Here is a 22961-nt window from a genome sequence, read left to right on the forward strand (position 1 = left end):
CCTTTAAAAACGATAATTCAGATCGAAAGTCAGGCTGATGTTGCGCTCGCGCTTGCCGTCGTACGGGTGTTTCTCCCATTGCAGCATGGCGCCGGCGTCCAATACCCCGCCCCAGCCGATACGCTGTCCGTAGCCCAGTTGGGTGATCGCTTTACGCGCATAATCTTGTTGCCAATAGCTGCCGGCGCCGGCCTGAATCTGCTGGCTCCATTGCGTTTGATAATGGCGATACAGCACGCTATCGAGCGTTACCGACGGCATCAGCGTAAAATCGCTTTTAGGGTTGTAGTAAGGCGCGTCGTCCAGGCTGTTGCGGCTGCCGGCCAGCGTCAGGTTCATGTCCAGCGTATAGCGGCCGCCGGCCAGCAAACGCTGGCGTCCTTCCACGCCGTATTCCAGGCGGTTGTTGCCGTCGGAAAAGTGCGATGGCGCCACGCTGGCGCGCAGCTCGCGGCTTTCATTTTGCTGCCAACGCAGCCACAGGTTGCCGCCGTTGGCGCTGATGCCGTTGGTCATGGCGCGCAGCGGGGTGTCCGCCGACAGCCGCGCGACGGCGCCGCCGATGCGCCACTGGTCGTTAACGTCATGCCAGCCGGAAAGCCGCAGGCCAAGCTGATTGCCGTGGCCGAAATTGCGGTTGGCCACTTCCGCCTCCAGCCAGCCGTCGCGCGAACGCCACTCGGCCCCGGCGCTGAGATCGCGGTTGATGCCCTTCCCTTCGGTAAACTGGCCAGTGGTAAAGCCCCAGCCGGTGAACAGCCGCCAGTTGTCGTCAATCGGCGCTGAATAGAGTGCGGCGCGCAGGCCAAAATCATGGGTGCCGCTGATTGGGCCATCGGAATCGATGCCCTGATTGCCGCTGACGCGCAATTCAGACATATGATGAATACGGCGCGAACGCTCAAGCTGCTGCGAGGCGACGCTTTCCGGCGCGCGTCGCATTACATCGTCCGCCAGCAGGTCCATCTGCCGCCACTCCTGCAAATCCTGTGCGACATAGCCCTGCTGAATTTCGAGCGCCAGGCTGCGCGGATCCAAACCTTCAACCTGTTTTAATTCCTCTTCCGCGCGCCGCGGCCAGCCGCGCGCCTGATAAACACCGGCCAGCGCGATGCGCAATCCCTGGTTGCCGGGCGCCGTACGCGCCAGATGCGTGATGTGCCGTTCTGCCTCCGGCAGGTCACGTTGATAAATCAGCGCCTGCTGCCGCAAAATTTGCGCGGCCAGCCAGTCGTCGTTATACGTCAGCGTCGGCAGCCGATAGAGCCGCACAAAATAGGGATATTGCTGGCTGGCGCGTTGGGCAAGCAGCGCCGCCCGATCGATCTGCTCATTTTCCGCCTGCGCGTAGAACAGTTCGGTTTGCGCGCCAATGCCGCTTCTCTGCGGCGCAGCCGCGTTCAGCCGGCTGAAAATGGCCTGCGCCTGGTCCGGCTGACGCAAATAAAGATAGGCGGAAGCCGCCCAGCGCTGCGCGTAATCCGGTACCGGGCGCCCTTCCGCCAGCAGCGCCTGGTAATCGGCGACCACGTCCGCCATGCGGGAGCGGGCCAGCAGCGCCCCAAGCCTGTCGATACGCGCCTGCTGATAGTTGACCTGCGCGTCCGGCAACGTGCGCCATTGCGCCAGCAGTTGGTCGTAGCGCGCCAATGCGCGATCGGCAAGGGTGAAACGCTGTTGTTCACCACGCGATTCAACAAACGACAAACGCACCAGCTCGGCGGCTTCATCCGCCTGCAGGCGGCGCAGCTGGTCCGCCGGTAGCGATGCCCCCTCGACCAGCGCGGGGCCGGCCACCCGATTGGCCGCCAGCAGCGTGACGTAATATTGCCGGATACCGTCGTCCGCAGGCGCCAGCGTACGGGCGCGGGTGGCGTTTTCCAGCGCCGCCCAGGGGCGGCCTCCCGCTTTGTCGACGTAAGCGCGCGTCAGATAATAGGCGGCCGGATCGAGCCTGCCGTTCAACCTGGCCGCTTCCGCCTGCGCCTGCAGATCCTGCCCGGCGTCCGCCAGCGTCATCACATAGCCGCGCTGCAGCCCTGCGTCGGCCGGGGTCTGCCGCAACGCCGCGCGCCACAGCCGCAGCGAAGGCGGCCACTGTTTCAGGTTGCGGTAGGCACGGGCCACCGCCGCCAGGCTGGCGGCATCCCGCGGCAGCGAGGCGCCGTCGGCCTGCCAAAGATCGACAATCTCTTGATCGCGCCCCGCCCAGCCGGCCACCTGAATAAAGTCGGCCTGCTGCTGCGGGTTCAATCCATCGTGGGCGCGCCGCTGCGACAAATACGCCAATACCGGGCCGGTATTGCCCGCCCGGGCCTGACGAATCAGCCCGTCGTAATGTTCATCCGCCAGCGCACCTGGCGGCAGAGCCAAACCGATAAACAACAACGACGCGGCATATTTGATTGGGTATCGCTCACCCAACCGGCGTAAGCGAGGGTTAACTTTAGGCACGGAATATTCCTTTAATCCTGATGTGACTTCCTTGATGCAATTCGGGAGAGTGAAAATTGGCACCCGAAAAATGGCCAAACGGCAATAAACAGTCTTAGGCAAATTCCCAATAAAAGAAGATAACGAGGTAAGGAAAGACTATTTTATAAACATGGGAATTGACACGAAAATTAAAGAAACACTTTTATAAACACATGAACCGACAATAAAAAACCAGTAAAACATTGAAATAAAATCATTTAAAATCAATAGGTAATTTATTTTTGTGAATTAAAAAAAACAATATGAAATCATATAAAAACCCGTAAACTATTTTATCTAATCTACCAATACCGTAATTATCACCCTGGCATAAAACGCTTTCCTTGATGTTTTCTTATTTTATTTCCTTACCGCTACGCAGCGTATTTTCGCCCGGCAATGCCGGCAGAATTTAGCCGCGCTGGCTATCTGCCGGCCAAGCCGTCACAATACTGCATCATTCATGCGCTACTCAGGAACCACCATGCCTTGCGATTATTCCGCCCATTACGCCTTTGATCATGACAGCGACGCCTGGCAGATTGGCTTTCGCGATTTCCCCGAACAGCGCGCAGCCTGCTACAAGCGTGAAGACGTCGAACTGGAAGCGCAGGAAGGCTTGCTGACCGCCATCGCCGTCGCCATGGACGAAGGACGCGAAATACCCGCACCCTCCCCCCGGCAGGCGGAAGAGCTGGCGGTGCATCTGCCGGTGCTGGTCAGGCTCAAGCTGGAGCTGCATAACATCATGCTGGCCAATGGCATCGCCAAGGCGGACCTGGCGCGCAGGCTGGGTTTTAACGGCGGCCAGATGGATCGTTTGCTGGACGTGAGCTATGCCTCAAAAGTCGAGGCGCTGGAACAGGCGCTGTACCTGTTGGGCTATGAAGTGCGCACGGCGGTAATGGAAATAAACCGCGGCCAGTAAAATATTGTCCGCCAGGGCTAAATTTCCGCCAATTTACGCCGATGTGATGGTTACCCAATCACCAACAGTAACCATGAAGGCTTAAAATGGAGTGGAATCGCCGTAACATTTGGACCGTTATTCTGCTGTCTTGCTTTGTCTTCTGGGTCATGCTGCTGACCGGCATCAACGCCGTCGCCTAGGCCCCCTTCCACAACATCGCAGCATACCTGATTAAAAAGCCCGCAGCAGCGGGCTATCCCCCATTGCCCCTGCCGAGGATGAAAATAAAAAGCCTTTAAAAACAGCAATGGGTGGTTAAAAAACAGCCAAAAAATGTGATCAAAAACACAGTATTGAAATCACTCGGGCATTGGGAGTACATTAGCGCCGATCCTGTCGTGTTTCAGATTTTACCTCACGGGCGATGAAACACGGCAACCGGACAATCCGCGGTCAGGGACGTTGTTCTTTCTGATTGAAGAACCCGCCGGGCCACTGCGGATTGACCATAAAACACTCAGCACAACAATCGGGATCATTGCTGGCGAGGAACTCCAAATGGGAGTTGTTCAGTGAAATATTTTTTGATGGGCGTTTCATTCATGTTGTTTGCATGGATTGGCACCTTCATGCTGATGGTTTCCTAACGGCAGCCTGACCAGGTACACAAATAAAGGGACGCATCTGCGTCCCTTTGTTGTTTCCGCCGCCGACGATTATTTGCCCGGCATCATGCGGCGCAACGTGTCGTCCTTGCGCACATAGTGGTGGTACAGCGCCGCCAGGGCGTGTGCGGAAATAATGAAGTAACCGACGTTGGCCAAGGTTTCGTGCGTGGTTCTGATCAGCCGGCGCATCACCGGATCCGGCGTTACCCACTGCGGCACCTGCCAGCCCAGCAAAACCCAATGCTTCCCGCCGTAGGCCAGCGCCAACACCCCCAGCACCGGCAGCGCCAGAAACACCACATACAGCAGCCAGTGGAAAATTTTAGCGCCTATATCCTGCCACTCTTCCAGCAGCGGCGTGATAGCCGGCGTCATCATGAAATAGCGCAGAATCAACCTGACGAACATCAGTGCAAATACCGAAACGCCGAAGTTGAAGTGCAGGTTTTTCACCACCGGCGCCAAGGAGTCAGGCACGCTGTCCTTCAGCAGCATCGCCGCGTAGGTGAGGATCACCATCAGCAGCGTCAGCCAGTGCAAAGCGATTTGCGATCTCGCGTAGCGGTTGCTCATCGATTATTTCCAAAGAAAATAAAATCAAGATTAGATGAGCATAATGGGGAAATAATGAAGAAAACCTGAGGAGCCAATAAAAATAAGGCCGGGCGAACGCCCGGCTTCCAGGGGTTATTTGGCGGTGCCGGCCTTGCCCGGCTTGAGCAGGCCGTCGGCGCGGAACATCGCCTTGATGCCGCGCACCGCCTGCCGAATGCGGTCCTGATTCTCGATCAGGGCAAAACGCACGTGGCTGTCGCCGTAGTCGCCAAAACCGATGCCCGGCGAGACGCAGACCTTGGCTTCCGCCAGCAGCCGCTTGGCGAACTCCAGCGAACCGAGATGCGCGTATGGCTCGGGAATTTTCGCCCATACGTACATCGAGGCTTTCGGGTTCTCGACCATCCAACCGGCTTCGTGCAGCCCTTTCACCAGCACGTTGCGGCGCTGGCGATACTGTTCGGCGATGTCGCGCACGCACTGCTGATCGCCCTCCAGCGCGGCGATGGCCGCTACCTGCAGCGGCGTAAAGGTGCCGTAATCGTGGTAGCTCTTGATGCGCGCCAGCGCGTTGACCAGCTCGGGGTTGCCGACCATAAAGCCGATGCGCCAACCCGCCATGTTATAGCTTTTCGACAGGGTGAAGAACTCTACCGCGATATCCTTGGCGCCCGGCACCTGCATGATCGACGGCGCTTTCCAGCCATCGTAAACGATGTCGGCATAGGCCAGATCGTGGATCACCAGCACGTTGTACTGCTTGGCCAGCGCCACCACCCGCTCAAAGAAGTCCAGCTCGACGCACTGGGCGGTGGGGTTGGACGGGAAGCCGAGGATCATCATTTTCGGCCGTGGAATGGTTTCGCGGATGGCGCGTTCCAGCTCGCCGAAGAAATCCACCCCGTCCACCAGCGGCACCGAACGCACCTGGGCGCCGGCGATCACCGCGCCGTAGATGTGGATCGGGTAGCTTGGGTTCGGCACCAGCACGGTGTCGCCGTGGTCCAGGGTCGCCAGCATCAGGTGCGCCAGCCCTTCCTTCGAACCTATGGTGACGATGGCTTCGCTTTCCGGATCGATATCCACCTGGTAGCGGTCGGCGTACCAGCGTGAAATGGCGCGGCGCAGGCGCGGAATGCCGCGCGAGGTGGAATAGCCGTGGGTATCGTCGCGCTGCGCCACGGTGCAGAGCTTCTCCACGATGTGCGGCGGCGTCGGGCCGTCGGGGTTGCCCATGCTGAAATCGATAATATCCTCGCCGCGACGGCGTGCGGCCATCTTCAGTTCGGCGGTGATGTTGAATACGTAAGGGGGCAGGCGTTCAATACGCGTAAAACGGCGTTGTGGACTGTTATCAGCCATAGGTTCCTCGAAGAGACGTTAGCGCCCGGACCGTCCGAGCGACGCTGACCCGTTTTCGGGTCGAATATCGAACATATCGCAGCGGCGGCGACATTGTCGATACCCGCCGCGATATTTTTATTGCCCCGCCCGAAACTCCGCCGCCAGCAGCCCGAACAGCCAGTCAGCGTGCCACTGCCCCGCCAGCCGGAAGTTGTCGCGCAGCGTGCCTTCCAGCAAGAAGCCGCAGGATTCCAGCAGGCGGCGCGAGGCGATATTGCCCTCGGTGACGGTCGCGGTCAGCTTGTGGAAGCCGCAGGCGTTGAAGCCAAAATCCAGCACCGCCCGCAGCGATTCCTTGCCGTAGCCCTTGCCGTGCCCGGACGGCAAAATGCCGTAGCCCACTTCCGCCTGCCGGCAAGGCAGCCACATCGGGCGAAAACCGGTGATGCCCACCGCCTCCCCGCCGGCCTTTTCGCGCATCACCAGGCACAGCCAGTGGTCCCCATGCTTATCCCAGGCCGGCAGCCGCGCCTCAAACCGCGTGCGGATTTCCGCCTCGGTCAGCGGATCGGCGATATAGCGAATCACCTCAGGATCCTGATACAGGCGCAGGAACAGCGGCCAGTCGTCGGCGATTATCGGCTGCAGGGTCAAACGTTCCGTACTCAGCTTCATGCAAAATCTCCGAAAAACGAAAAAGAGGAACTTACGAATGAAAGATATCCCTTTATTTTCCCCTATTAAATCCAGATAATCATTAACGTCAAAACCACAAAACCATAACCTCTTACCTCGTCCCCTACAACTTGCCCGCCGCCGTGCGAACGCGGCATGAGGAGAACACCATGGCTTCATTACTCATCGACGACATTCCGGCAGCGATTAAAAGCGTCAAACAACAGCTGCGCCAGGCGTTGCCCAACTACCGCGAGGTGTTTCTGGCGCTGGAGGACAACATCCGCGGCCAGGTGGAGCAAATCCGCCAGGAGCTGGCCGCCGGGCAAAATCCGGTGCCGCAAATCGATGCCGAAGACATTCTGCAGCAGCGCGTCAGCGAGCAGCAAAAAGCGCTGATCAAGCAGCGCGGCGCCTGCGCCATCCGCGGCGTGTTTCCGCGCGAGAAAGCCGATGCCTGGAACCGCGAGGTCGGCGACTACCTCGACCGCAACAACTTCGTCGAACGGCTGAAAAACGCCGCCGAAGACAACTACTTCGGCAAGCTGGCCGCCAGCAAGCCGCAGATCTACGGCATTTACTGGTCGAAGCCGCAGGTGGAAGCGCGGCAGGATGCGCGCATGCATGCGGTGCAGGTGTTCCTCAACAGCCTGTGGCAAACCGAGAGCAATGGTAAGCAGCACTTCGACCCGACGCGGGTCGCCACCTATGCCGATCGCACCCGCCGCCGCCCGCCGAACTCGTCGTCGCTGGGCCTGTCGCCGCACGTCGACAGCGGCACCATCGAGCGCTGGCTGGACGAAAACTTCCGCTACGTTTACCGCCACGTATTCTCCGGCAACTGGCAGCAGTACGATCCCTTCGCCGCCGACGGCCGCACCGAAGTGCGCGAGATAGCCTCGCCGGCGGTGTGCTCGATGTTCCGCACCTTCCAGGGCTGGACGGCGCTGACGCCGCAGCGCACCAACGCCGGCACGCTCAACCTGGTGCCTGTCGCCAACGCCATGGCCTATGTGCTGCTGCGCGCGCTGCAGGACGACGTCGCCGACGACGATCTGTGCGGCGCCGCGCCGGGCCGCGCGCTGTCGATCTCGGAACAATGGCATCCCCTTTTACTCAGTGGGATTTCCCCTATTCCCGATCTGGAGCCGGGCGATACGGTATTCTGGCACTGCGACGTGATCCACGCGGTGGAAAACGAGCACAACGGCGAGTTCGACAGCAACGTGATGTACATCGCCGCCGCGCCGGGCTGTGCGAAAAACGACGCCTACCTGCAGCGCCAGCTGCCGAGCTTTATCGCCGGCAAAACGCCGCCGGACTTCGCCCCCGACGACTTCGAAGTGGACTTCGTCGGCCGCGCCACCCTCAGCCTGCTGACGCCGCTGGGCAAAGCGCAGCTCGGCATCAAATAACCCTCCGCCGGTGGCGCGCCCCCGCTCGCCACCGGCTTCTCTCGCTGTGATATACTGGCGCTATTCGTCCGCCGCCGCGAGAGCCCGTCGTGCACCCTTTTTTTGAAATGCTGTTAGCGGTGTTTGATCGCGCCGCACTGATGTTAATCTGCCTGTTTTTCCTGACCCGCACCCGGCTGTTCCGCCAACTGCTGCAGAAAGAAGACCATACGCCGCTCGAGCTGGGCATCGTCACGGCGATTTTCTCGCTGTTCGCGCTGTTCAGCACCTATTCCGGCATCAACGTCGAAGGCTCGCTGGTCAACGTGCGGGTGATCGCCATTATGGCCGGCGGCATCCTGTTCGGCCCCTGGGTGGGCATCATTACCGGCGTCATCGCCGGGGTGCACCGTTATCTGATCGACATCGGCGGCATTACCTCGGTGCCTTGCCTGATCACCGGCATCATCGCCGGCATCAGCGCCGGCTACATCAACCTCAAAGTGAAGAAAGAGCAGCGTTGGCGCGCCGGCATCATCGGCGGCATGCTGTGCGAATCCCTGACGATGCTGCTGATCGCGCTGTGGGCCACCCCCACCTCGCTCGGGCTGGATATCGTCGCCCAGATAGCCTTGCCGATGATCCTCGGCACGGTGTGCATCGGGCTGATCGTGCTGCTGGTGCAGAGCGTCGAGGACGAAAAGGAGGTGATCGCCGCCCGCCAAGCCAAGCTGGCGCTGGATATCGCCCACAAGACGCTGCCCTACTTCCGCAACATCAACGGCGAATCGCTGAGCACCATCTGCCAGATCATCCGCCAGGACATCCAGGCCGATGCGGTGGCGATCACCGACACCCACCAGGTGCTGGCCTACGTCGGCGTGGGCCAGGAGGCTTACCCGATCGGCCGCGAGGGGCTGAGCCGCGTCACCCGCGAAAGCATCCGCCACGGCAAAATCATCATCAAAAACAATCTGGAGAACCCGGCCGCGCCGCAGATCCACTCGCAGCTGGTGGTGCCGCTGTGGGAAAAGGGCGAAGTGACCGGCGCGCTGAAAATTTACTACTGCCATGCCCACCAAATCACCAACACGCTGAAGGTGATGGCGGTCGGCCTGTCGCAGATCATCTCCACTCAGATGGAGGTGTCGCGCATAGAGCATCTGCGCCAGATGGCGGACAAGGCCGAAATGCGCGCGCTGCAAAGCAAGATCAATCCGCATTTCCTGTTCAACGCGCTGAACGCCATCTCCTCGTCGATTCGCCTTAATCCGGACACCGCTCGCCAGCTGATCATCAACCTGTCGCGCTACCTGCGCTATAACCTGGAGCTGAACGACGAGCTGATCGACATCCGCAAGGAGCTGCACCAGATCCAGGACTATATCGCCATCGAGCAGGCGCGCTTCGGCGCCAAGCTGACGGTGATTTACGACATCGACGACGATATTTCGGTGCGTATCCCCAGCCTGCTGATCCAACCGCTGGTGGAGAACGCCATCGTGCATGGCATCCAGCCCTGCAAGGGCAAGGGGGTGGTGGTGATCGCGGTGAAGGATCGCGGCGATCGGGTGAAAATCTCGATCAAGGACACCGGGCACGGCATCGATCGGGAAACCATCGCGCGGGTGGCGCGCAACGAGATGCCGGGCCACAATATCGGCCTGCTCAACGTGCATCACCGCGTTTCGCTGCTGTACGGTGAAGGGCTGCGCATCCGCCGCCTGGAGCCCGGCACCGAAATCGCCTTTTACATCAGCAAAAACGGCGGCAAACTACAGACGGAACAAGGCGCATTGCCCGTTGGGGAGCCCTCATGAAAGCCATCATCGTCGAAGACGAGTTCCTCGCGCAGGAGGAGCTCAGCTATCTGATCAAAAAGCACAGCAACATCGTTATCGAGGCCACCTTCGAAGACGGGCTGGACGTGCTGAAGTACCTGCAGACGCATCAGGTCGACGCCATTTTCCTCGACATCAACATCCCGTCGCTGGACGGCGTGCTGCTGGCGCAAAACATCAGCAAGTTCGCCCATCGGCCGTCGATCGTGTTTATCACCGCCTATAAAGAACACGCGGTAGAGGCGTTCGAGATCGAGGCGTTCGACTACATCCTCAAGCCCTACCACGAGGCGCGCATCGTCACCATGCTACAAAAGCTGGAAGCGCTGCACAGCCGCCCCGCCAGCGCCCCCGATCACAGCGCGGCGCCGGGCCGCAGCAGCCACAGCATCAACCTGATCAAAGACGAGCGGATCATCGTCACCGACATCAACGACATCTACTATGCCGCCGCCGATGAGAAAGTGACGCGGGTCTACACCCGCCGCGAAGAGTTTGTGATGCCGATGAACCTCACGGAGTTTTACGGCCGCCTGCCGGAAGAGCACTTCTTCCGCTGCCACCGCTCTTACTGCGTCAACCTGTCGAAAATCCGCGAGATCGTGCCCTGGTTCAACAACACCTACATTCTGCGGCTGAGCGACCTGGAGTTTGAGGTGCCGGTCAGCCGCAGCAAGGTGAAGGAATTCCGCAAGCTGATGCGCCTGTAACGGCTTACCAGCGCGGCCCCGGGCGGTAGTAATAGCCCGGCGGTGGCGACATGCGGTAATACGGGCGATCGCGCCATTCGCGCCGCGGTGGCCCATAGTAGATAACCCGCGGCGGCGGCCCGTAGTAGTAACCCCGCGGCCGTTGATAGACACGATGTTCAGACCACCAGCGCGGGTCGCGCCAGCGGCCGCCGTCCCAGTAATGGCCGCGATTATCGCGATCGCCGATATGCAACGACAGGCCAGGCACGCTGACGCCGATAGATACGCCTGCGTGGCCCGCCAGCGGCAGCGTCAACGGCAGCATGGCCGCCAGTAACAACAGTATCTTTTTCATTTCAAGGACTCCTGCAGAGCGGAACCTGTCCGTTCCCGGATAACATAGGCCCGCGCCCGCCGCCGCTCTATAGGAGCAATGCCGATTTACGCCATTCAGACAAATCCTTCACAATTCCACCACAATTCATCACCGCCGATTTACAATAAATCGTTGATATCTTTGATGTAGATCACGTGACGCCAAAGGCATTTCATCCCCTTTAACCCCCTAAAACGGCAACTCACGCAGCGCCAGATGCATTTCATTCCTTCCTCGATGCAACTCATTCCCGATCCGCCGTTCGCTGGTACTACCAGCCATATAATAAGCCCATACCGCGGGACCGCAGATTTCCCCGCAAATTTCCGCCAACGGCTGACGCCCGGCAACGCACACACAGGAAGGAGACCGGCCATGAACACCAAACCGGCAAATCGCAGCTTAATCGTCCTCGGCACCATCATCTGCCAGATGGGCCTGGGCACTATCTACACCTGGAGCCTGTTCAACCAACCGCTGGTCGACAAGTTCCATTGGGGCCTGGCGGACGTCGCCACCACCTTCTCCATCACCAGCTTCTTCCTGGCCTTCGCCACGCTGTTCGCCGGCAAGCTGCAGGAGCGCTTCGGCATCCGCAACCTGACGCTGTGCTCCGGCGTGCTGGTCGGCCTGGGGTTGATCGCCAGCGCCCACGTCAGCTCACTCGATATGATTTACCTGCTGGCCGGCGTGGTGGTGGGCTTCGCGGTCGGCATCGCCTATATTTCCACCCTGTCCAACCTGATTAAATGGTTCCCGGCCAACAAGGGGCTGATCTCCGGCATCTCCGTCGGCGCCTTCGGCAGCGGCAGCCTGTTGTTCAAATACGTCAACGCCGCACTGATTGCCGACGTCGGCGTCTCCGGCGCCTTCTTCTACTGGGGCGCCATCGTGATGGCATTGATCGTGCTGGGTTCACTGCTGCTGAAAGAGCCGGTGCTGGCGGCCAACACGGCGCAACAAGGCGCAGGCGGCCTGGGCAACGACTTTAGCGTGCGCCAGATGCTGGCCACCAAAGAAGCCTACCTGCTGTTCATCATTTTCTTCGCCGCCTGCATGAGCGGCCTGTACCTGATCGGCATCGTGAAAGACATGGGCGTGCAGCTGGCCGGGATGGATCTGGCAACCGCCGCCAACACCGTCTCGGCGGTCGCCATCTTCAACACCGCCGGCCGCATCATCCTCGGCACCCTGTCCGATAAAGTGGGCCGCATGCGCGTCATCAGCTTCACCATGCTGGTGACGGCGCTGGCGATTGTGGCGCTGAGCTTCCTGACCCTGAACCATACGCTGTTCTTTATCTGCGTCGGCGCGGTAGCCTTCTGCTTCGGCGGCAACATCACCGTATTCCCGGCGATTGTCGGCGACTTCTTCGGCCTGAAAAACCACAGCAAGAACTACGGCATCATCTACCAGGGCTTCGGCCTGGGCGCGCTGGCCGGTTCGTTCGTCGCCAAATACTTCGGCGGCTTCCACGCCACCTTTATGGTGATTGGCGTGCTGTCGGCTGCATCACTGCTGATTACCCTGTTCATCAAGGCGCCGAAGGCGGTGGAACAGGAAGAGGAAGGCCGCCAGGCGGCGGAGCTGGCCAAAGCCTGACAGTCGAGGTGAAAACCGGGAATACATTCTCTGGATATATACTCCAAATGCCGGATACTCTCTGGCATTTGGACGTTTATTTTACGTCCAACCGCCGCTACAGTGCCCGCATTAACAGGCTATATCTGACACATTGAGAATATTTGCAGGAAATATTCCGGCCATATCCCGATAAACCCCGCTTCTCTGAGCTATTCTGGTGGTGGATTTATTAAACTCACCCAGTTTCTTTTTATCTTCTCTAACCTCATATGTGTCTTTGCTGTCCGGGGCTGGCATTTGTCTCATTATCTGTTCTAAACAAGGAGGAAGAGTGAACTTACTGTTAATTCCGGGGTTTATGACTGATAAAGCATTATGGCGTGATATGAAACCTGCGTTATCTTCCCTAGGGGTAATTACTTACGGAGACATTTCACAGGGGGAGGATCTCAGAGAAATCGCTCTGCATAATATTGCACTGTCACCAAATCGATTTGTTCTGGTGGGATTTTCTTTAGGTGGGTATGTAGCGCGCTGGATTGCCAGCTTAGCGCCTGAAAGGGTCCAAGCCTTAGTGCTTATTGCCACGTCGAATCAGCCAGATAGCGACAGCCAAAAAGCAGTAAAATCCCGCACAGCTGAAATGGTGAACAAAGAGTCTTTTGGCGGGCTCAGCCCCGCAACTATTCGCACATCGCTCCATGCATGCAATAGAGAAAATAAACACCTGGTTGAGTACATCCGCGCCATGAGCCTGAGATTAGGACCGGAAGTATTTGTCCGTCAGTTAAAGTTGCAACGCGACAACCCGCCCCCTTTGTCGAGCACTCTGCACTGCCCCATATTAATCATTGCTTCAGCCGGTGATGAACTGAGAACGTTAGCTGATGCGGAGGCGTTGCAACATGAATTTCCCGTTTCCACTTTGCGCATCATAGAGGGCGCTGGACATATGTTGCCTCTTGAACAACCTGAAATATTGGTAAAAGTTGTCAGTACATGGCTAGAAGAGTCCATCCATACGTAACCGAATGATAGATGGACAATCTTTTCCTTGCTATCGATAAAGCGCTTACAGATGCATGCCCAGCGTCTGGCGCAGGTGGGCGCCCGCCCCCAGCAGGCCCGGCTGACCGTGGGTGATCATGAACACCGGGATGTCGCGCACGTAATCCTTGAAACGCCCCTTGTCTTCAAAGGCGGCGCGGAAACCGGACGCCTTGAAGAATTCCATAAAGCGCGGCACGATGCCGCCGGCGATGTAGACGCCGCCAAAGGTGCCCAGGTTCAGCGCCAGGTTGCCGCCAAAGCGGCCCATGATCACGCAGAACAGCGACAGGGCGCGGCGGCAGTCGATGCAGCTGTCGGCCAGCGCGCGCTCGGTGATATCCTTCGGCTCCAGCTTCTCCGGCAGGCGATGGTCCGCCTTGACGATGGCGCGATACAGGTTGACCAAGCCCGGCCCGGACAGCACCCGCTCGGCGGAAACGTGCCCCACTTCGGCGCGCAGCACCTCCAGAATGACGTCTTCTTCTTCGCTGTTCGGCGCAAAGTCGACGTGGCCGCCCTCGCCCGGCAGGCTGACCCAGCGGCGGTCGACATGCACCAGATGAGCGACGCCCAGCCCGGTGCCGGCGCCGTAGACCGCAATCGGCTTGTCCTTCTGCGCGCTGCCGCCGCCAAACTGCAGCACGTCGTCCGGCGACAGCATCGGGATCGCCATCGACACCGCGGTAAAGTCATTGATCACTTCCAGATGGCTCAGCCCCAGATTAGCCTTCATCTCCTTGATGGAGAACGCCCAGCTGTGGTTGGTCATCGCCACCCAGTCTTCGGTCACCGGGCAGGCGATCGCGATACAGGCGTCCTGCACCGCGATATCATGCTCCTGCAGATAACGGCGGATCACCGCCTCCAGGCTGTCGAATTCGAGGCCGGAATACGTTTTTGCCTGGGTAATCTCACCCGTCGCAACAGTGCACAGCGCCAGGCGAGCATTAGTGCCGCCAACATCACCTACGAGGGCATAGGTCATCGATATCTTCTCCGCAACAAAATGAAAAATAGAAAACTGCCCACACTGTAAAATCCCGCCGCAAAAACAACAATCACCATCCTCGGGTCTGCCATCCATTAGCGATCCAGATCACAAAAAACGTTTCAGCCGACGCCAGCCCACCGCCGGGAGCGCGCGTTGAAACAAATTGCGGCAAAAAACGTGCCGCAACCGCTGTTAACCGTCATGCGCGCCGGGCAATATCAGTGCGTGCCTGAGCGCCGTTTGTCTGGCAAGCTGAGGCCCTGCGTCCAATCACCCTTTCTCCCTGCCGTTCAGGGGGTCATCGACGAGGATCGTTCATGCTGCACCCGCGCGCCAATGCCATGTTGGCCTTTGCTCTGCCCGCGCTGATTATCGGCTCCGCCTCCAGCCTGGTGCTTATTCTGGTGATGAAATTCGCCGATGCGCTGCAGCAACTGCTGTGGGTCAATATCCCGGCCGCCCTGAACATCGATACCGCTTCCCCCTGGTGGCTCATTGGCATACTGACGCTGACCGGCGTCGCCGTCGGGCTGATCCTGCGCTATATGCCCGGCCACGGCGGGCCGGACCCGGCCACCGAATCGCTGATCGGCATGCCGCTGCCGCTCTCTTCCCTGCCCGGCCTCGGGCTGGCGCTGATTATCGGCCTGGCCGGCGGCGTCAGCCTGGGGCCGGAAAACCCGATTACCGCCATCAATATCGCCCTGGTAGTGGCGGCCGGTTCGCGCCTGCTGCCCAAGGTGCCGCGCATGGACTGGATCATCCTCGCGGCGGCCGGCACCATCGGCGCGCTGTTCGGCACCCCGGTGGCCGCGGCGCTGATTTTTTCGCAAACCCTGGCGAGCAATAACGAGACGCCGCTGTGGGATCGGCTGTTCGCGCCGCTGATGGCGGCGGCGGCGGGCGCGGTCACCACCCAGCTGTTCTTCACGCCGAACTTTGCGCTGCAGCTCGATGCCTACGAGGTGACCCGGCTGCCGGATGTTTTCAGCGGCGCGCTGGTGGCGCTGATCGCCATCGCCCTCGGCATGGTCGCCCTGTGGTGTTTCCCGCACCTCCACCGCCTGTTCCATTCGATGAAAAACCCGGTGCTGATGCTCGGGCTGGGCGGTTTTCTGCTGGGGGTGCTGGCGCTGTTCGGCGGCGAGATTACCCTGTTTAAAGGGCTGGACGAGATGAAACGGCTGGCGTCCGATCAGAGCTTTTCGGTAACGGCGCTGCTGACCATTACGCTGACCAAGCTGGCGGCGCTGGTGATCGCCGCCGCCTGCGGTTTTCGCGGCGGGCGCATCTTCCCGGCGGTGTTCGTCGGCGTGGCGCTGGGGCTGATGCTGCATCAGCACGTTCCTGCGGTGCCGGCGGCGATCACCGTGTCGTGCGCCATCATGGGGTTGGTGCTGGTGGTTACGCGCGACGGCTGGCTCAGCCTGTTTATGGCGGTGGCGGTGGTGCCGGAACTGCACCTGTTGCCGGTGCTGTGCATCGTGATGTTGCCCGCCTGGCTGGTGCTGGCGGGCAAGCCCCTGATGCTGGTGAACCGGCGCCAACCGCCCTACGACGATTAAGCCAGCGCATACTCCGCGGCGGCGCGCGCATGGATGGCGGTGGTGTCGAACACCGGCACCGAAGCATCCTGCGCGCCGACCAGCAAGCCAATCTCGGTACAGCCGAAAATAATGCCGCGCGCGCCCTGCTGTTCAAGAGTGCCGATAATCCGGCGATATTCTTCACGCGACGCGTCGTGAATTTTCCCCAGGCACAGTTCGTCGTAGATAATGCGGTGCACGATGTCGCGATCGGCGGCGACCGGCGTGACCACGTCAATGCCGTGCTGTTCCTGCAGCCTGCCGCGGTAAAAATCCTGCTCCATGGTGAAGCGGGTGCCCAGCAGCCCAACCCGGCGGATCCCCTGCCGGCACACCTGCAGCGCGGTGGCGTCGGCGATGTGGATCAGCGGCAGCCCGCTGGCCTGTTCGACCGCCTGCGCCACTTTATGCATGGTATTGGTGCAAATGACGATAGCCTCGGCGCCGGCGGCGCGCAGCGCGGCGGCGGCATTGGCCAACAGCCGCCCGGCCCCCGCCCAGTCGCCCTGGTGCTGCAGGCGTTCAACCTCGTGGAAGTCGACGCTGTAAAGTACGATTTTGGCCGAGTGCAGGCCGCCGAGGCGTTCCTTCACCTGCTCGTTGATCATGCGGTAATAAGGGATGGTTGATTCCCAGCTCATGCCGCCCAGCAAGCCCAACACTTTCATCGTTTTCTCCTCAGCCTTCTCCGGCAATCCCCAGACATTACCTGAGAATCGCCGGGCTGACGATGCCTTATTTGGCGCCGGAATTGATCGGCTGGCGCGCTTCGAACCAGCGCTGGCGCAGCGTGTCGTACAGCCAGTTATAGAGCATGGTGTACGGCAGGAAGAACAGGAAGAAGCCCAGTTCCAGCATAAAGGCCTGCCCCCAGGTAATGTTCAGCATCCAGGCGGCGATCGGCACGCCTATCAGGATAAAACCGGCTTCGAAGCCGACCGCGTGCAGCACCCGCACTTTCAGATTCCGCGCCACGCGGCTGACCGGCCACAGGCGGTCGAACACCGTGTTATAGACCATGTTCCACACCATGGCGACTGTGGACAACATCACCGCCAACGCACCGACCTGCACCATCGAACGGTTCAGCAGCCATGCGCCCAGCGGGGCGCAAATCATCACGGCAATGGCCTCAAAGCCGACGGCGTGGACGATACGTTCAACGAAAGACTTGTTTTGCAGTTGCATACATCACCTGTTTTCTGACTGTTGTTAATAATGCCAGGTGATTATCATCGTTTTTTTGGGTAGATTAAAAATAGGTTCCATCGATAAAGTAGATAGGTCATGCGCTATTCCCCGGAAGCATTACAGGCGTTTGTCGAAGCGGCGGCCCTCGGCTCCTTCTCCGCCGCGGCGCGCAAGCTGCACAAGAGCCAGTCGACCATCAGCACCGCCATCGCCAATCTGGAGGCCGATCTGGCGCTGACGCTGTTCGACCGCCAGGCGCGCCAGCCGGTGCTGACCGCCGCCGGCCGCAAGGTCCTGGGGCACGTACAGGAGATCCTCGCCGCCAGCGAGCGGCTCGATGCGCTGAGCATCCGGCTGGCGGGCAATATCGAGCCGCGCCTCAGCATGGTGTTCTCCGACACCTACCAGCCGCAGCACCACGACCGGCTCATGCAGCTCTTCGAGCAACGCTATCAGGATATCGAGCTGGAGTGGATGATCGCCGAAGAAGGCGACGTGATCGATCTGTTGCAAAGCGGCCGCGCGCATTTGGGCATGGTCGAGGTGCAAAAACACTACCCGCCGGATATCGCCTTCGCCCGCCTGCCGGAGCAAACCGAGATGGGGCTGTTCGTCGCCCACCGCCATCCGCTGGCGCAGGTTGCCGCCCCCACCCCGGAGCAGTTATCCAGCAACCGCCAGCTGATCCTGAACACCTATACCGGCGCTGAAACCACCCGCTCGGGCGGCCTGGTATGGTCAGCCCCAAGCTATCTGTTATTGCTGGAAATGGCGGAGCAGGGGTTCGGCTGGGCGATGCTGCCGCACTGGCTGGTACAACAATACGGCCACGGCAAGTTGACCGAGCTGCGCCCGCGCGGCTGGCCCAGACTGATATCGGTGGATGCGGTATGGTCCAAGCTCACCCCGCCGGGGCCGGCGGGGTACTGGATGCTGGAACGGTTGCTGGAAAGCGGCGAAGTTCAAAAGGCGTGAAGAGCGTGATCGCCGGCGCTGTGCGCAGCAGTGAAAACGCATACACTAAAATACGTTTTCACCTCCGCCAATAAGGATCCGTATGCTTTATCAAGCTGACCCTGCGCGTTATCAGAATATGGAGTACCGGCGCTGCGGCCGCAGCGGCTTGAAGCTGCCCGCCATCTCGCTCGGCCTGTGGCACAACTTTGGCGACACCACGTTGTATGACAACGCGCGCCAGCTGATTCACTGTGCCTTCGACCACGGCATCACCCATTTCGATCTGGCCAACAACTATGGCCCACCGCCCGGCGCCGCCGAAGAAACCTTTGGCCGCATCCTCAATCGCGACCTGAAAAGCTGGCGCGACGAACTGATTATTGCCTCCAAGGCCGGCTACACCATGTGGCCTGGCCCCTACGGCGACTGGGGCTCGAAAAAATACCTGGTCGCCAGCCTCGATCAGAGCCTGAAACGCATGGGGCTGGAGTACGTCGACATCTTTTATCATCACCGCCCGGACCCGGACACGCCGCTGGAAGAAACCATGGCGGCGCTGGATCTGCTGGTGCGTCAGGGCAAGGCGCTGTATGTCGGGCTGTCCAACTACCCTGCCGATCGCGCCCGCCAGGCCTTCGCCATTCTGCAACGGCTCGGCACCCCTTGCCTGATCCACCAGCCGAAGTATTCGATGTTCGAACGTTGGGTAGAACCGGAGCTGCTGGATACGCTGGCAGAGCACGGCGTCGGCGCGGTCGCCTTCTCGCCGCTGGCCGGCGGCCTGCTGACCGACCGCTATCTGCACGGCATTCCGCAGGATTCCCGCGCCGCCAGCGGCAGCCAGTTTTTACAGCCGCAGCAGTTGACCGACGAGCGGCTGAACAAAGCGCGCAGCCTCAATGCGCTGGCGCAGCAGCGCGGGCAGAAGCTGTCGCAGATGGCGCTGGCCTGGGTGCTGCGCGGCGATCGCGTGACCTCGGCGCTGATCGGCGCCAGCAAAACCAGCCAGATCGACGACGCCGTCGGCATGCTGGCCAACCGTCATTTCAATGAGGACGAAATAGCGCTGATTGAGAAAATATTAATGTAATCGCTTACAAAAACCGCCGGCCTTGTTGCCGGCGAAGGCGCTCGCCTTGCTCCAGACAAATCTTAAATCCTGACGCCCATCGATTTTTCAGAGTTCATCTCAGATTCAACCCTATCCGCCAGCGCTAATATGCCGATGTTGCAGAAAAAAATGATTATAAGGTCGCTTTATAAACTGATGAACGCGCTTCATTACCGATAAAGCCGACCAAAGGAGAAGCCATGTTTAAACCTCTGCTATTGGCCGCCGTGCTGGCGGCGGCAACGTTGCCCGCCCTACAGCAAGCGCACGCCGAAGGCGTCAGCATCGATTTGATGCCGGGCGTTTCATTGCGCATAGGCGATCAGGATAACCGCGGCCGCTACTGGGACGGTTACGACTGGCGTGATCGCGACTGGTGGCGTGGCCACCAGGGCCGCTATCTGGGCGATCGCAGCCCGCGCGGTTATTTCTGGGATGGCTACCGCTGGCGTGACAACGATTACTGGCGCAAGAATTACTACTATCACGATGGCCGCTATCGCAAGTTCGACAAGCATTACGACAAACATCACGATAAACACCACTGGAAGAAGAAAAAACACCACGACGATCGCGACCACTGGCGCCGCGGCCATGATGATGATGATGATGACTGACAGCAGCAGGCCGGCATCAGGCCGGCCTTTTCATTGCCTCGCCTACAGCAAGCCGCCGACCAGCAGATAGCCGTTCAGCCCAACCACCACCAGCACGATCAGTTTGCCCAGATTCTGCACCGAACGGCCGTTCACCATTTCCCCCATCAACTGCCTATTGCCGGTGAAAGACAGTAGCGGCACCAGCGCCAGCGCAATGCCGAAGCTCAGCAACACCTGGCTCAGAACCAGAATACGCGTGGCGTCCATGCCCATCATGATAACGATAAACGACGGCAGCATGGTCACCAGACGGCGCAACCACAGGGGAATATGGAAGTGCACAAAGCCCTGCATCACCACCTGCCCCGCCAGCGTGCCCACCACGGTGGAAGACAATCCGGCGGCCACCAGGCTCAGGCCGAATACGGTGGCAGCGGCCTGGCCCAGCAGCGGTTGCAGCGTCAGATAGGCGCGATCGAGATCGGCGATACCGCTGTGGCCGCTAAAGTGGAACGCGGCGGCGGCGGTGGCCATCATCGCCAGATTGACGAAGCCGGCGATGGTCATGGCGATGGCGACATCAACCTTGGTGGCGGCATAGCGATCGGCCCGGCTCTCGGCGTCGCCGTGTTGGGTTAACGAAGAGTGCAGATAGATAACGTGCGGCATGATGGTGGCACCCAACACGCCGGCGGCCAGGAACACCGCATCGCCGTTGGGCAGATCCGGCACCGCCATGCCTTGCAACAACGGCCCCAGCTGCGGCTGAGAAAACGCCAATTCGACGATATAAGCGGCGGCGACAAACAGCAGCAGCCCGCCAATCACCCGCTCGAGCGGCTTCTGCCCGCGTTTTTGCAAGCCGAGGATCAGGAAGGTGGCGATGCCGGTGAGGATCGCGCCTTCCAGCAGCGAAACGCCCAACAACAGCTTGAAACCGATCGCCGCGCCGATAAACTCGGCCAGATCGGTGGCCATGGCGATAATCTCCGCTTGCACCCAATAGGCCCATACCGCCGGGCGCGGGAAACGATCGCGAATATGCTCCGCCAGATTTTTACCGGTGGCGATCCCCAGCTTGGCCGACAGCAGTTGGATCAGCATCGCCATCAGGTTGGCCCAGACCACCACCCACAGCAGGCTGTAACCGAAAGAGGCGCCGGCCTGAATGTTGGTGGCGAAATTGCCGGGATCGATGTAGCCGATGGCGGCGATAAATGCGGGGCCCATCAGCGAGAATTTGACCTTTCTTGACGGGTAACTGCGGGTGGTTTCAACCACGCGGCTGTTCAGCATATGTTGAACCCTTACTGATAATACGTTTACCACCACTCTATCTAAATGATAATAATTATCAAGCGCATTTGTCGTGGTAAAACTTATCTCTGCAATAGGCGGGAATTTAGGTTTTATCGAAAGGTTGGAGGGCAAACCTGCCCATTTCCGTGCTTTGTTGGCTGACATTCAGGGCGCAATACCCCTGAAACACAGGTTAGCACAAGAATACGAATTTCATATGGATATACTAACATCTTGATTTTTTATGCTTTTACGCAATAGTTTAAGAACATTCCCGCTATCATTTTCCATATTTGCTATAGAAGTCTCGTTTTTAAACGTGGCGTTACATAAAATGACATCCGAAATTCAGCCTGCCTCAAGTTTGGAGCAAACATGTCCCATATTGCGCACTTTGCGTTAGCGTTGGTGGTGGTGGCGATCCTGGCACTGTTGGTGTGCCGCGATCGCAAAAGCATCCGCATTCGCTATGTTATTCAATTATTGGTTATCGAAGTACTGCTGGCCTATTTTTTCCTGCATTCGGAAGCGGGTTTAGGCTTTGTAAAAGGGTTTGCGGCGCTGTTTGACAAGCTGCTCGGATTTGCTGGACAAGGGACTGATTTTGTATTCGGCGGCATGGGTGACAAAGGCCTGGCGTTCTTCTTCCTGAAGGTGCTGTGCCCTATCGTCTTCATCTCTGCGCTGATCGGTATTCTGCAATACATCAAAGTGTTGCCGTTTGTGATCCGGATTATCGGTACCGTGCTGTCAAAAGTGAACGGTATGGGCAAGCTGGAATCGTTCAACGCCGTCAGCTCACTGATCCTCGGCCAGTCTGAGAACTTCATTGCCTATAAAGATATCCTGGGCAAAATGTCGGAAAAGCGCATGTACACCATGGCGGCGACCGCGATGTCTACGGTTTCCATGTCCATCGTCGGCGCTTACATGACCATGCTGGACGCCAAGTTCGTGGTAGCGGCGCTGGTACTGAACATGTTCAGCACCTTTATCGTGCTTTCATTGGTTAACCCGTATGACACTAATAAAGAAGAAGAACTGCACCTGGGTAACCTGCACGAAGGCCAAAGCTTCTTTGAAATGCTGGGTGAGTACATCCTGGCTGGTTTCAAGGTAGCGATTATCGTTGCCGCAATGCTGATCGGTTTTATCGCCCTGATCGCCGCGCTCAACGGCCTGTTCAGCGCCATCTTCGGCCTGAGCTTCCAGGAAATCCTCGGCTACTTCTTCTACCCGTTCGCCTGGGTTATGGGCATTCCTAAGCACGAAGCCCTGCAGGTTGGCAGCATCATGGCAACCAAACTGGTATCCAACGAGTTCGTGGCAATGATGGAACTGCAGAAAGTCTCTGCGGAACTGTCGCCGCGCAGCATGGGTATCCTGTCGGTGTTCCTGGTGTCCTTCGCCAACTTCTCTTCCATCGGCATCGTGGCCGGGGCGATCAAAGGGTTGAACGAACATCAGGGCAACGTGGTGTCGCGCTTCGGTCTGAAGCTGGTCTACGGCTCCACGCTGGTCAGCATCCTGTCTGCCTCTATCGCCGGTCTGGTGCTGGGCTAAGCCGCCTGGCGGCAAAAGTGAAAAGGTCGCTGCGGCGGCCTTTTTTATTGCCCAAAATTTGGTGTGGCTAAATAACAGAAAGCAAAAAGCCGACCCTGAG

At 59.1% G+C, this 22961-nt stretch carries 21 protein-coding genes; 12 read left to right on the plus strand and 9 right to left on the minus strand.

Translation table 11 applies throughout. The annotated features are described in order from the left end of the window. Positions 1 to 3: 3 nt before the first annotated feature. Positions 4 to 2454 carry a poly-beta-1,6 N-acetyl-D-glucosamine export porin PgaA gene (gene pgaA, locus KHA73_RS17165; RefSeq protein ID WP_234585601.1) on the minus strand — a complete coding sequence of 817 codons (2451 nt, stop codon included), beginning with the start codon at positions 2452 to 2454 and terminating at the stop codon, positions 4 to 6. 505 nt (positions 2455 to 2959) lie between these two features. Here pgaA and KHA73_RS17170 point away from each other — a divergent pair. Together KHA73_RS17170 and ypdK are read left to right on the plus strand one after the other, a co-directional pair. Further along, positions 2960 to 3403: a type II toxin-antitoxin system HicB family antitoxin gene (locus tag KHA73_RS17170; RefSeq protein ID WP_234585602.1), complete on the plus strand. Its 444-nt coding sequence runs from the start codon at positions 2960 to 2962 to the stop codon at positions 3401 to 3403. 554 nt (positions 3404 to 3957) lie between these two features. Beyond that, positions 3958 to 4032: a membrane protein YpdK gene (ypdK, locus tag KHA73_RS17175; RefSeq protein WP_234591314.1), complete on the plus strand. Its 75-nt coding sequence runs from the start codon at positions 3958 to 3960 to the stop codon at positions 4030 to 4032. A gap of 69 nt (positions 4033 to 4101) precedes the next feature. On the opposite strand, the gene KHA73_RS17180 is transcribed toward ypdK, so the two are convergent. The 3 genes from KHA73_RS17180 to KHA73_RS17190 all read right to left on the minus strand — a co-directional run bounded on the left by KHA73_RS17180 (position 4102) and on the right by KHA73_RS17190 (position 6627). Beyond that, positions 4102 to 4626 (minus strand): cytochrome b, encoded by a 525-nt coding sequence (locus tag KHA73_RS17180; protein WP_234585603.1) that lies wholly within the window; start codon positions 4624 to 4626, stop codon positions 4102 to 4104. Positions 4627 to 4740: 114 nt separating this feature from the next. Next, the gene (gene alaC / locus KHA73_RS17185; RefSeq protein ID WP_234585604.1) at positions 4741 to 5970 is read right to left on the minus strand and encodes an alanine transaminase; all 1230 of its coding nucleotides are present in this window, start codon (positions 5968 to 5970) and stop codon (positions 4741 to 4743) included. Positions 5971 to 6087: 117 nt separating this feature from the next. After that, positions 6088 to 6627, minus strand: a complete 540-nt coding sequence (locus KHA73_RS17190) for a GNAT family N-acetyltransferase (protein ID WP_234585605.1) — start codon at positions 6625 to 6627, stop codon at positions 6088 to 6090. Positions 6628 to 6797: 170 nt separating this feature from the next. Here KHA73_RS17190 and KHA73_RS17195 point away from each other — a divergent pair, with 170 nt between their 5' ends. The 3 genes from KHA73_RS17195 (at position 6798) to KHA73_RS17205 (ending at position 10572) form a co-directional block, all read left to right on the plus strand. After that, the gene (locus KHA73_RS17195; protein WP_234585607.1) at positions 6798 to 8042 is read left to right on the plus strand and encodes a DUF1479 domain-containing protein; all 1245 of its coding nucleotides are present in this window, start codon (positions 6798 to 6800) and stop codon (positions 8040 to 8042) included. A gap of 107 nt (positions 8043 to 8149) precedes the next feature. Continuing rightward, positions 8150 to 9841 carry a sensor histidine kinase gene (locus KHA73_RS17200; RefSeq protein WP_314725572.1) on the plus strand — a complete coding sequence of 564 codons (1692 nt, stop codon included), beginning with the start codon at positions 8150 to 8152 and terminating at the stop codon, positions 9839 to 9841. After that, positions 9838 to 10572: a LytR/AlgR family response regulator transcription factor gene (locus KHA73_RS17205; protein WP_234585610.1), complete on the plus strand. Its 735-nt coding sequence runs from the start codon at positions 9838 to 9840 to the stop codon at positions 10570 to 10572. Before KHA73_RS17200 ends, KHA73_RS17205 begins: the two co-directional genes overlap by 4 nt. 4 nt (positions 10573 to 10576) lie before the next feature. On the opposite strand, the gene KHA73_RS17210 is transcribed toward KHA73_RS17205, so the two are convergent. Then, positions 10577 to 10909, minus strand: coding sequence for a DUF2502 domain-containing protein (locus tag KHA73_RS17210; protein WP_234585612.1), 333 nt, complete (start codon positions 10907 to 10909; stop codon positions 10577 to 10579). Between the two features lie 396 nt (positions 10910 to 11305). Here KHA73_RS17210 and KHA73_RS17215 point away from each other — a divergent pair, with 396 nt between their 5' ends. After that, the gene (locus tag KHA73_RS17215) at positions 11306 to 12532 is read left to right on the plus strand and encodes an L-lactate MFS transporter (protein WP_234585613.1); all 1227 of its coding nucleotides are present in this window, start codon (positions 11306 to 11308) and stop codon (positions 12530 to 12532) included. A 313-nt stretch (positions 12533 to 12845) separates the two neighbouring features. Beyond that, positions 12846 to 13541, plus strand: a complete 696-nt coding sequence (locus KHA73_RS17220) for an alpha/beta fold hydrolase (protein WP_234585614.1) — start codon at positions 12846 to 12848, stop codon at positions 13539 to 13541. 45 nt (positions 13542 to 13586) lie between these two features. Here KHA73_RS17220 and glk read toward each other — a convergent pair whose 3' ends face one another. Further along, positions 13587 to 14549 (minus strand): glucokinase, encoded by a 963-nt coding sequence (gene glk / locus KHA73_RS17225; protein WP_234585615.1) that lies wholly within the window; start codon positions 14547 to 14549, stop codon positions 13587 to 13589. Positions 14550 to 14872: 323 nt separating this feature from the next. Between glk and KHA73_RS17230 the strand changes: the two genes are divergently transcribed. Continuing rightward, the gene (locus KHA73_RS17230; RefSeq protein WP_234585616.1) at positions 14873 to 16120 is read left to right on the plus strand and encodes an ion channel protein; all 1248 of its coding nucleotides are present in this window, start codon (positions 14873 to 14875) and stop codon (positions 16118 to 16120) included. Here KHA73_RS17230 and KHA73_RS17235 read toward each other — a convergent pair. Together KHA73_RS17235 and KHA73_RS17240 are read right to left on the minus strand one after the other, a co-directional pair. Continuing rightward, the gene (locus tag KHA73_RS17235) at positions 16117 to 16809 is read right to left on the minus strand and encodes an aspartate/glutamate racemase family protein (RefSeq protein WP_234585617.1); all 693 of its coding nucleotides are present in this window, start codon (positions 16807 to 16809) and stop codon (positions 16117 to 16119) included. The genes KHA73_RS17230 and KHA73_RS17235 overlap by 4 nt on opposite strands. A 67-nt stretch (positions 16810 to 16876) precedes the next feature. Next, complete coding sequence (locus KHA73_RS17240) at positions 16877 to 17329, minus strand: multidrug/biocide efflux PACE transporter (RefSeq protein WP_234585618.1); 453 nt, start codon at positions 17327 to 17329, stop codon at positions 16877 to 16879. Positions 17330 to 17428: 99 nt separating this feature from the next. Between KHA73_RS17240 and KHA73_RS17245 the strand changes: the two genes are divergently transcribed. The 3 genes from KHA73_RS17245 (at position 17429) to KHA73_RS17255 (ending at position 20017) form a co-directional block, all read left to right on the plus strand. Beyond that, entirely contained in the window at positions 17429 to 18307 is an 879-nt protein-coding gene (locus KHA73_RS17245) for a LysR family transcriptional regulator (protein ID WP_234585619.1), read from the plus strand. 82 nt (positions 18308 to 18389) lie between these two features. Then, on the plus strand, positions 18390 to 19379 hold the full coding sequence (gene mgrA, locus KHA73_RS17250) for an L-glyceraldehyde 3-phosphate reductase (RefSeq protein ID WP_234585620.1): 990 nt from the start codon (positions 18390 to 18392) through the stop codon (positions 19377 to 19379). A 221-nt stretch (positions 19380 to 19600) separates the two neighbouring features. Next, positions 19601 to 20017, plus strand: coding sequence for a DUF2502 domain-containing protein (locus KHA73_RS17255; protein ID WP_234585621.1), 417 nt, complete (start codon positions 19601 to 19603; stop codon positions 20015 to 20017). A gap of 42 nt (positions 20018 to 20059) precedes the next feature. Here KHA73_RS17255 and KHA73_RS17260 read toward each other — a convergent pair whose 3' ends face one another. Beyond that, positions 20060 to 21295 carry an Nramp family divalent metal transporter gene (locus tag KHA73_RS17260; protein ID WP_234585622.1) on the minus strand — a complete coding sequence of 412 codons (1236 nt, stop codon included), beginning with the start codon at positions 21293 to 21295 and terminating at the stop codon, positions 20060 to 20062. Between the two features lie 378 nt (positions 21296 to 21673). Here KHA73_RS17260 and KHA73_RS17265 point away from each other — a divergent pair, with 378 nt between their 5' ends. Then, on the plus strand, positions 21674 to 22861 hold the full coding sequence (locus tag KHA73_RS17265) for a NupC/NupG family nucleoside CNT transporter (RefSeq protein WP_234585623.1): 1188 nt from the start codon (positions 21674 to 21676) through the stop codon (positions 22859 to 22861). Positions 22862 to 22961 lie beyond the last annotated feature (100 nt).

Origin of the sequence: Serratia entomophila, assembly GCF_021462285.1 — a bacterium.
Lineage (GTDB): Bacteria > Pseudomonadota > Gammaproteobacteria > Enterobacterales > Enterobacteriaceae > Serratia > Serratia entomophila.

Excerpts from the sequence above, each read along its gene's own strand:
- glk (WP_234585615.1), bottom strand. The coding sequence starts at position 14,549 with ATGACCTATGCCCTCGTAGGTGATGTTGGCGGCACTAATGCTCGCCTG.
- KHA73_RS17235 (WP_234585617.1), bottom strand. The coding sequence starts at position 16,809 with ATGAAAGTGTTGGGCTTGCTGGGCGGCATGAGCTGGGAATCAACCATC.
- KHA73_RS17210 (WP_234585612.1), bottom strand. The coding sequence starts at position 10,909 with ATGAAAAAGATACTGTTGTTACTGGCGGCCATGCTGCCGTTGACGCTG.
- KHA73_RS17255 (WP_234585621.1), top strand. The coding sequence starts at position 19,601 with ATGTTTAAACCTCTGCTATTGGCCGCCGTGCTGGCGGCGGCAACGTTG.
- mgrA (WP_234585620.1), top strand. The coding sequence starts at position 18,390 with ATGCTTTATCAAGCTGACCCTGCGCGTTATCAGAATATGGAGTACCGG.
- KHA73_RS17245 (WP_234585619.1), top strand. The coding sequence starts at position 17,429 with ATGCGCTATTCCCCGGAAGCATTACAGGCGTTTGTCGAAGCGGCGGCC.
- KHA73_RS17260 (WP_234585622.1), bottom strand. The coding sequence starts at position 21,295 with ATGCTGAACAGCCGCGTGGTTGAAACCACCCGCAGTTACCCGTCAAGA.
- alaC (WP_234585604.1), bottom strand. The coding sequence starts at position 5,970 with ATGGCTGATAACAGTCCACAACGCCGTTTTACGCGTATTGAACGCCTG.
- KHA73_RS17205 (WP_234585610.1), top strand. The coding sequence starts at position 9,838 with ATGAAAGCCATCATCGTCGAAGACGAGTTCCTCGCGCAGGAGGAGCTC.
- KHA73_RS17265 (WP_234585623.1), top strand. The coding sequence starts at position 21,674 with ATGTCCCATATTGCGCACTTTGCGTTAGCGTTGGTGGTGGTGGCGATC.
- KHA73_RS17195 (WP_234585607.1), top strand. The coding sequence starts at position 6,798 with ATGGCTTCATTACTCATCGACGACATTCCGGCAGCGATTAAAAGCGTC.
- KHA73_RS17215 (WP_234585613.1), top strand. The coding sequence starts at position 11,306 with ATGAACACCAAACCGGCAAATCGCAGCTTAATCGTCCTCGGCACCATC.
- KHA73_RS17170 (WP_234585602.1), top strand. The coding sequence starts at position 2,960 with ATGCCTTGCGATTATTCCGCCCATTACGCCTTTGATCATGACAGCGAC.
- KHA73_RS17190 (WP_234585605.1), bottom strand. The coding sequence starts at position 6,627 with ATGAAGCTGAGTACGGAACGTTTGACCCTGCAGCCGATAATCGCCGAC.
- KHA73_RS17180 (WP_234585603.1), bottom strand. The coding sequence starts at position 4,626 with ATGAGCAACCGCTACGCGAGATCGCAAATCGCTTTGCACTGGCTGACG.
- KHA73_RS17230 (WP_234585616.1), top strand. The coding sequence starts at position 14,873 with ATGCTGCACCCGCGCGCCAATGCCATGTTGGCCTTTGCTCTGCCCGCG.
- KHA73_RS17240 (WP_234585618.1), bottom strand. The coding sequence starts at position 17,329 with ATGCAACTGCAAAACAAGTCTTTCGTTGAACGTATCGTCCACGCCGTC.
- KHA73_RS17200 (WP_314725572.1), top strand. The coding sequence starts at position 8,150 with ATGCTGTTAGCGGTGTTTGATCGCGCCGCACTGATGTTAATCTGCCTG.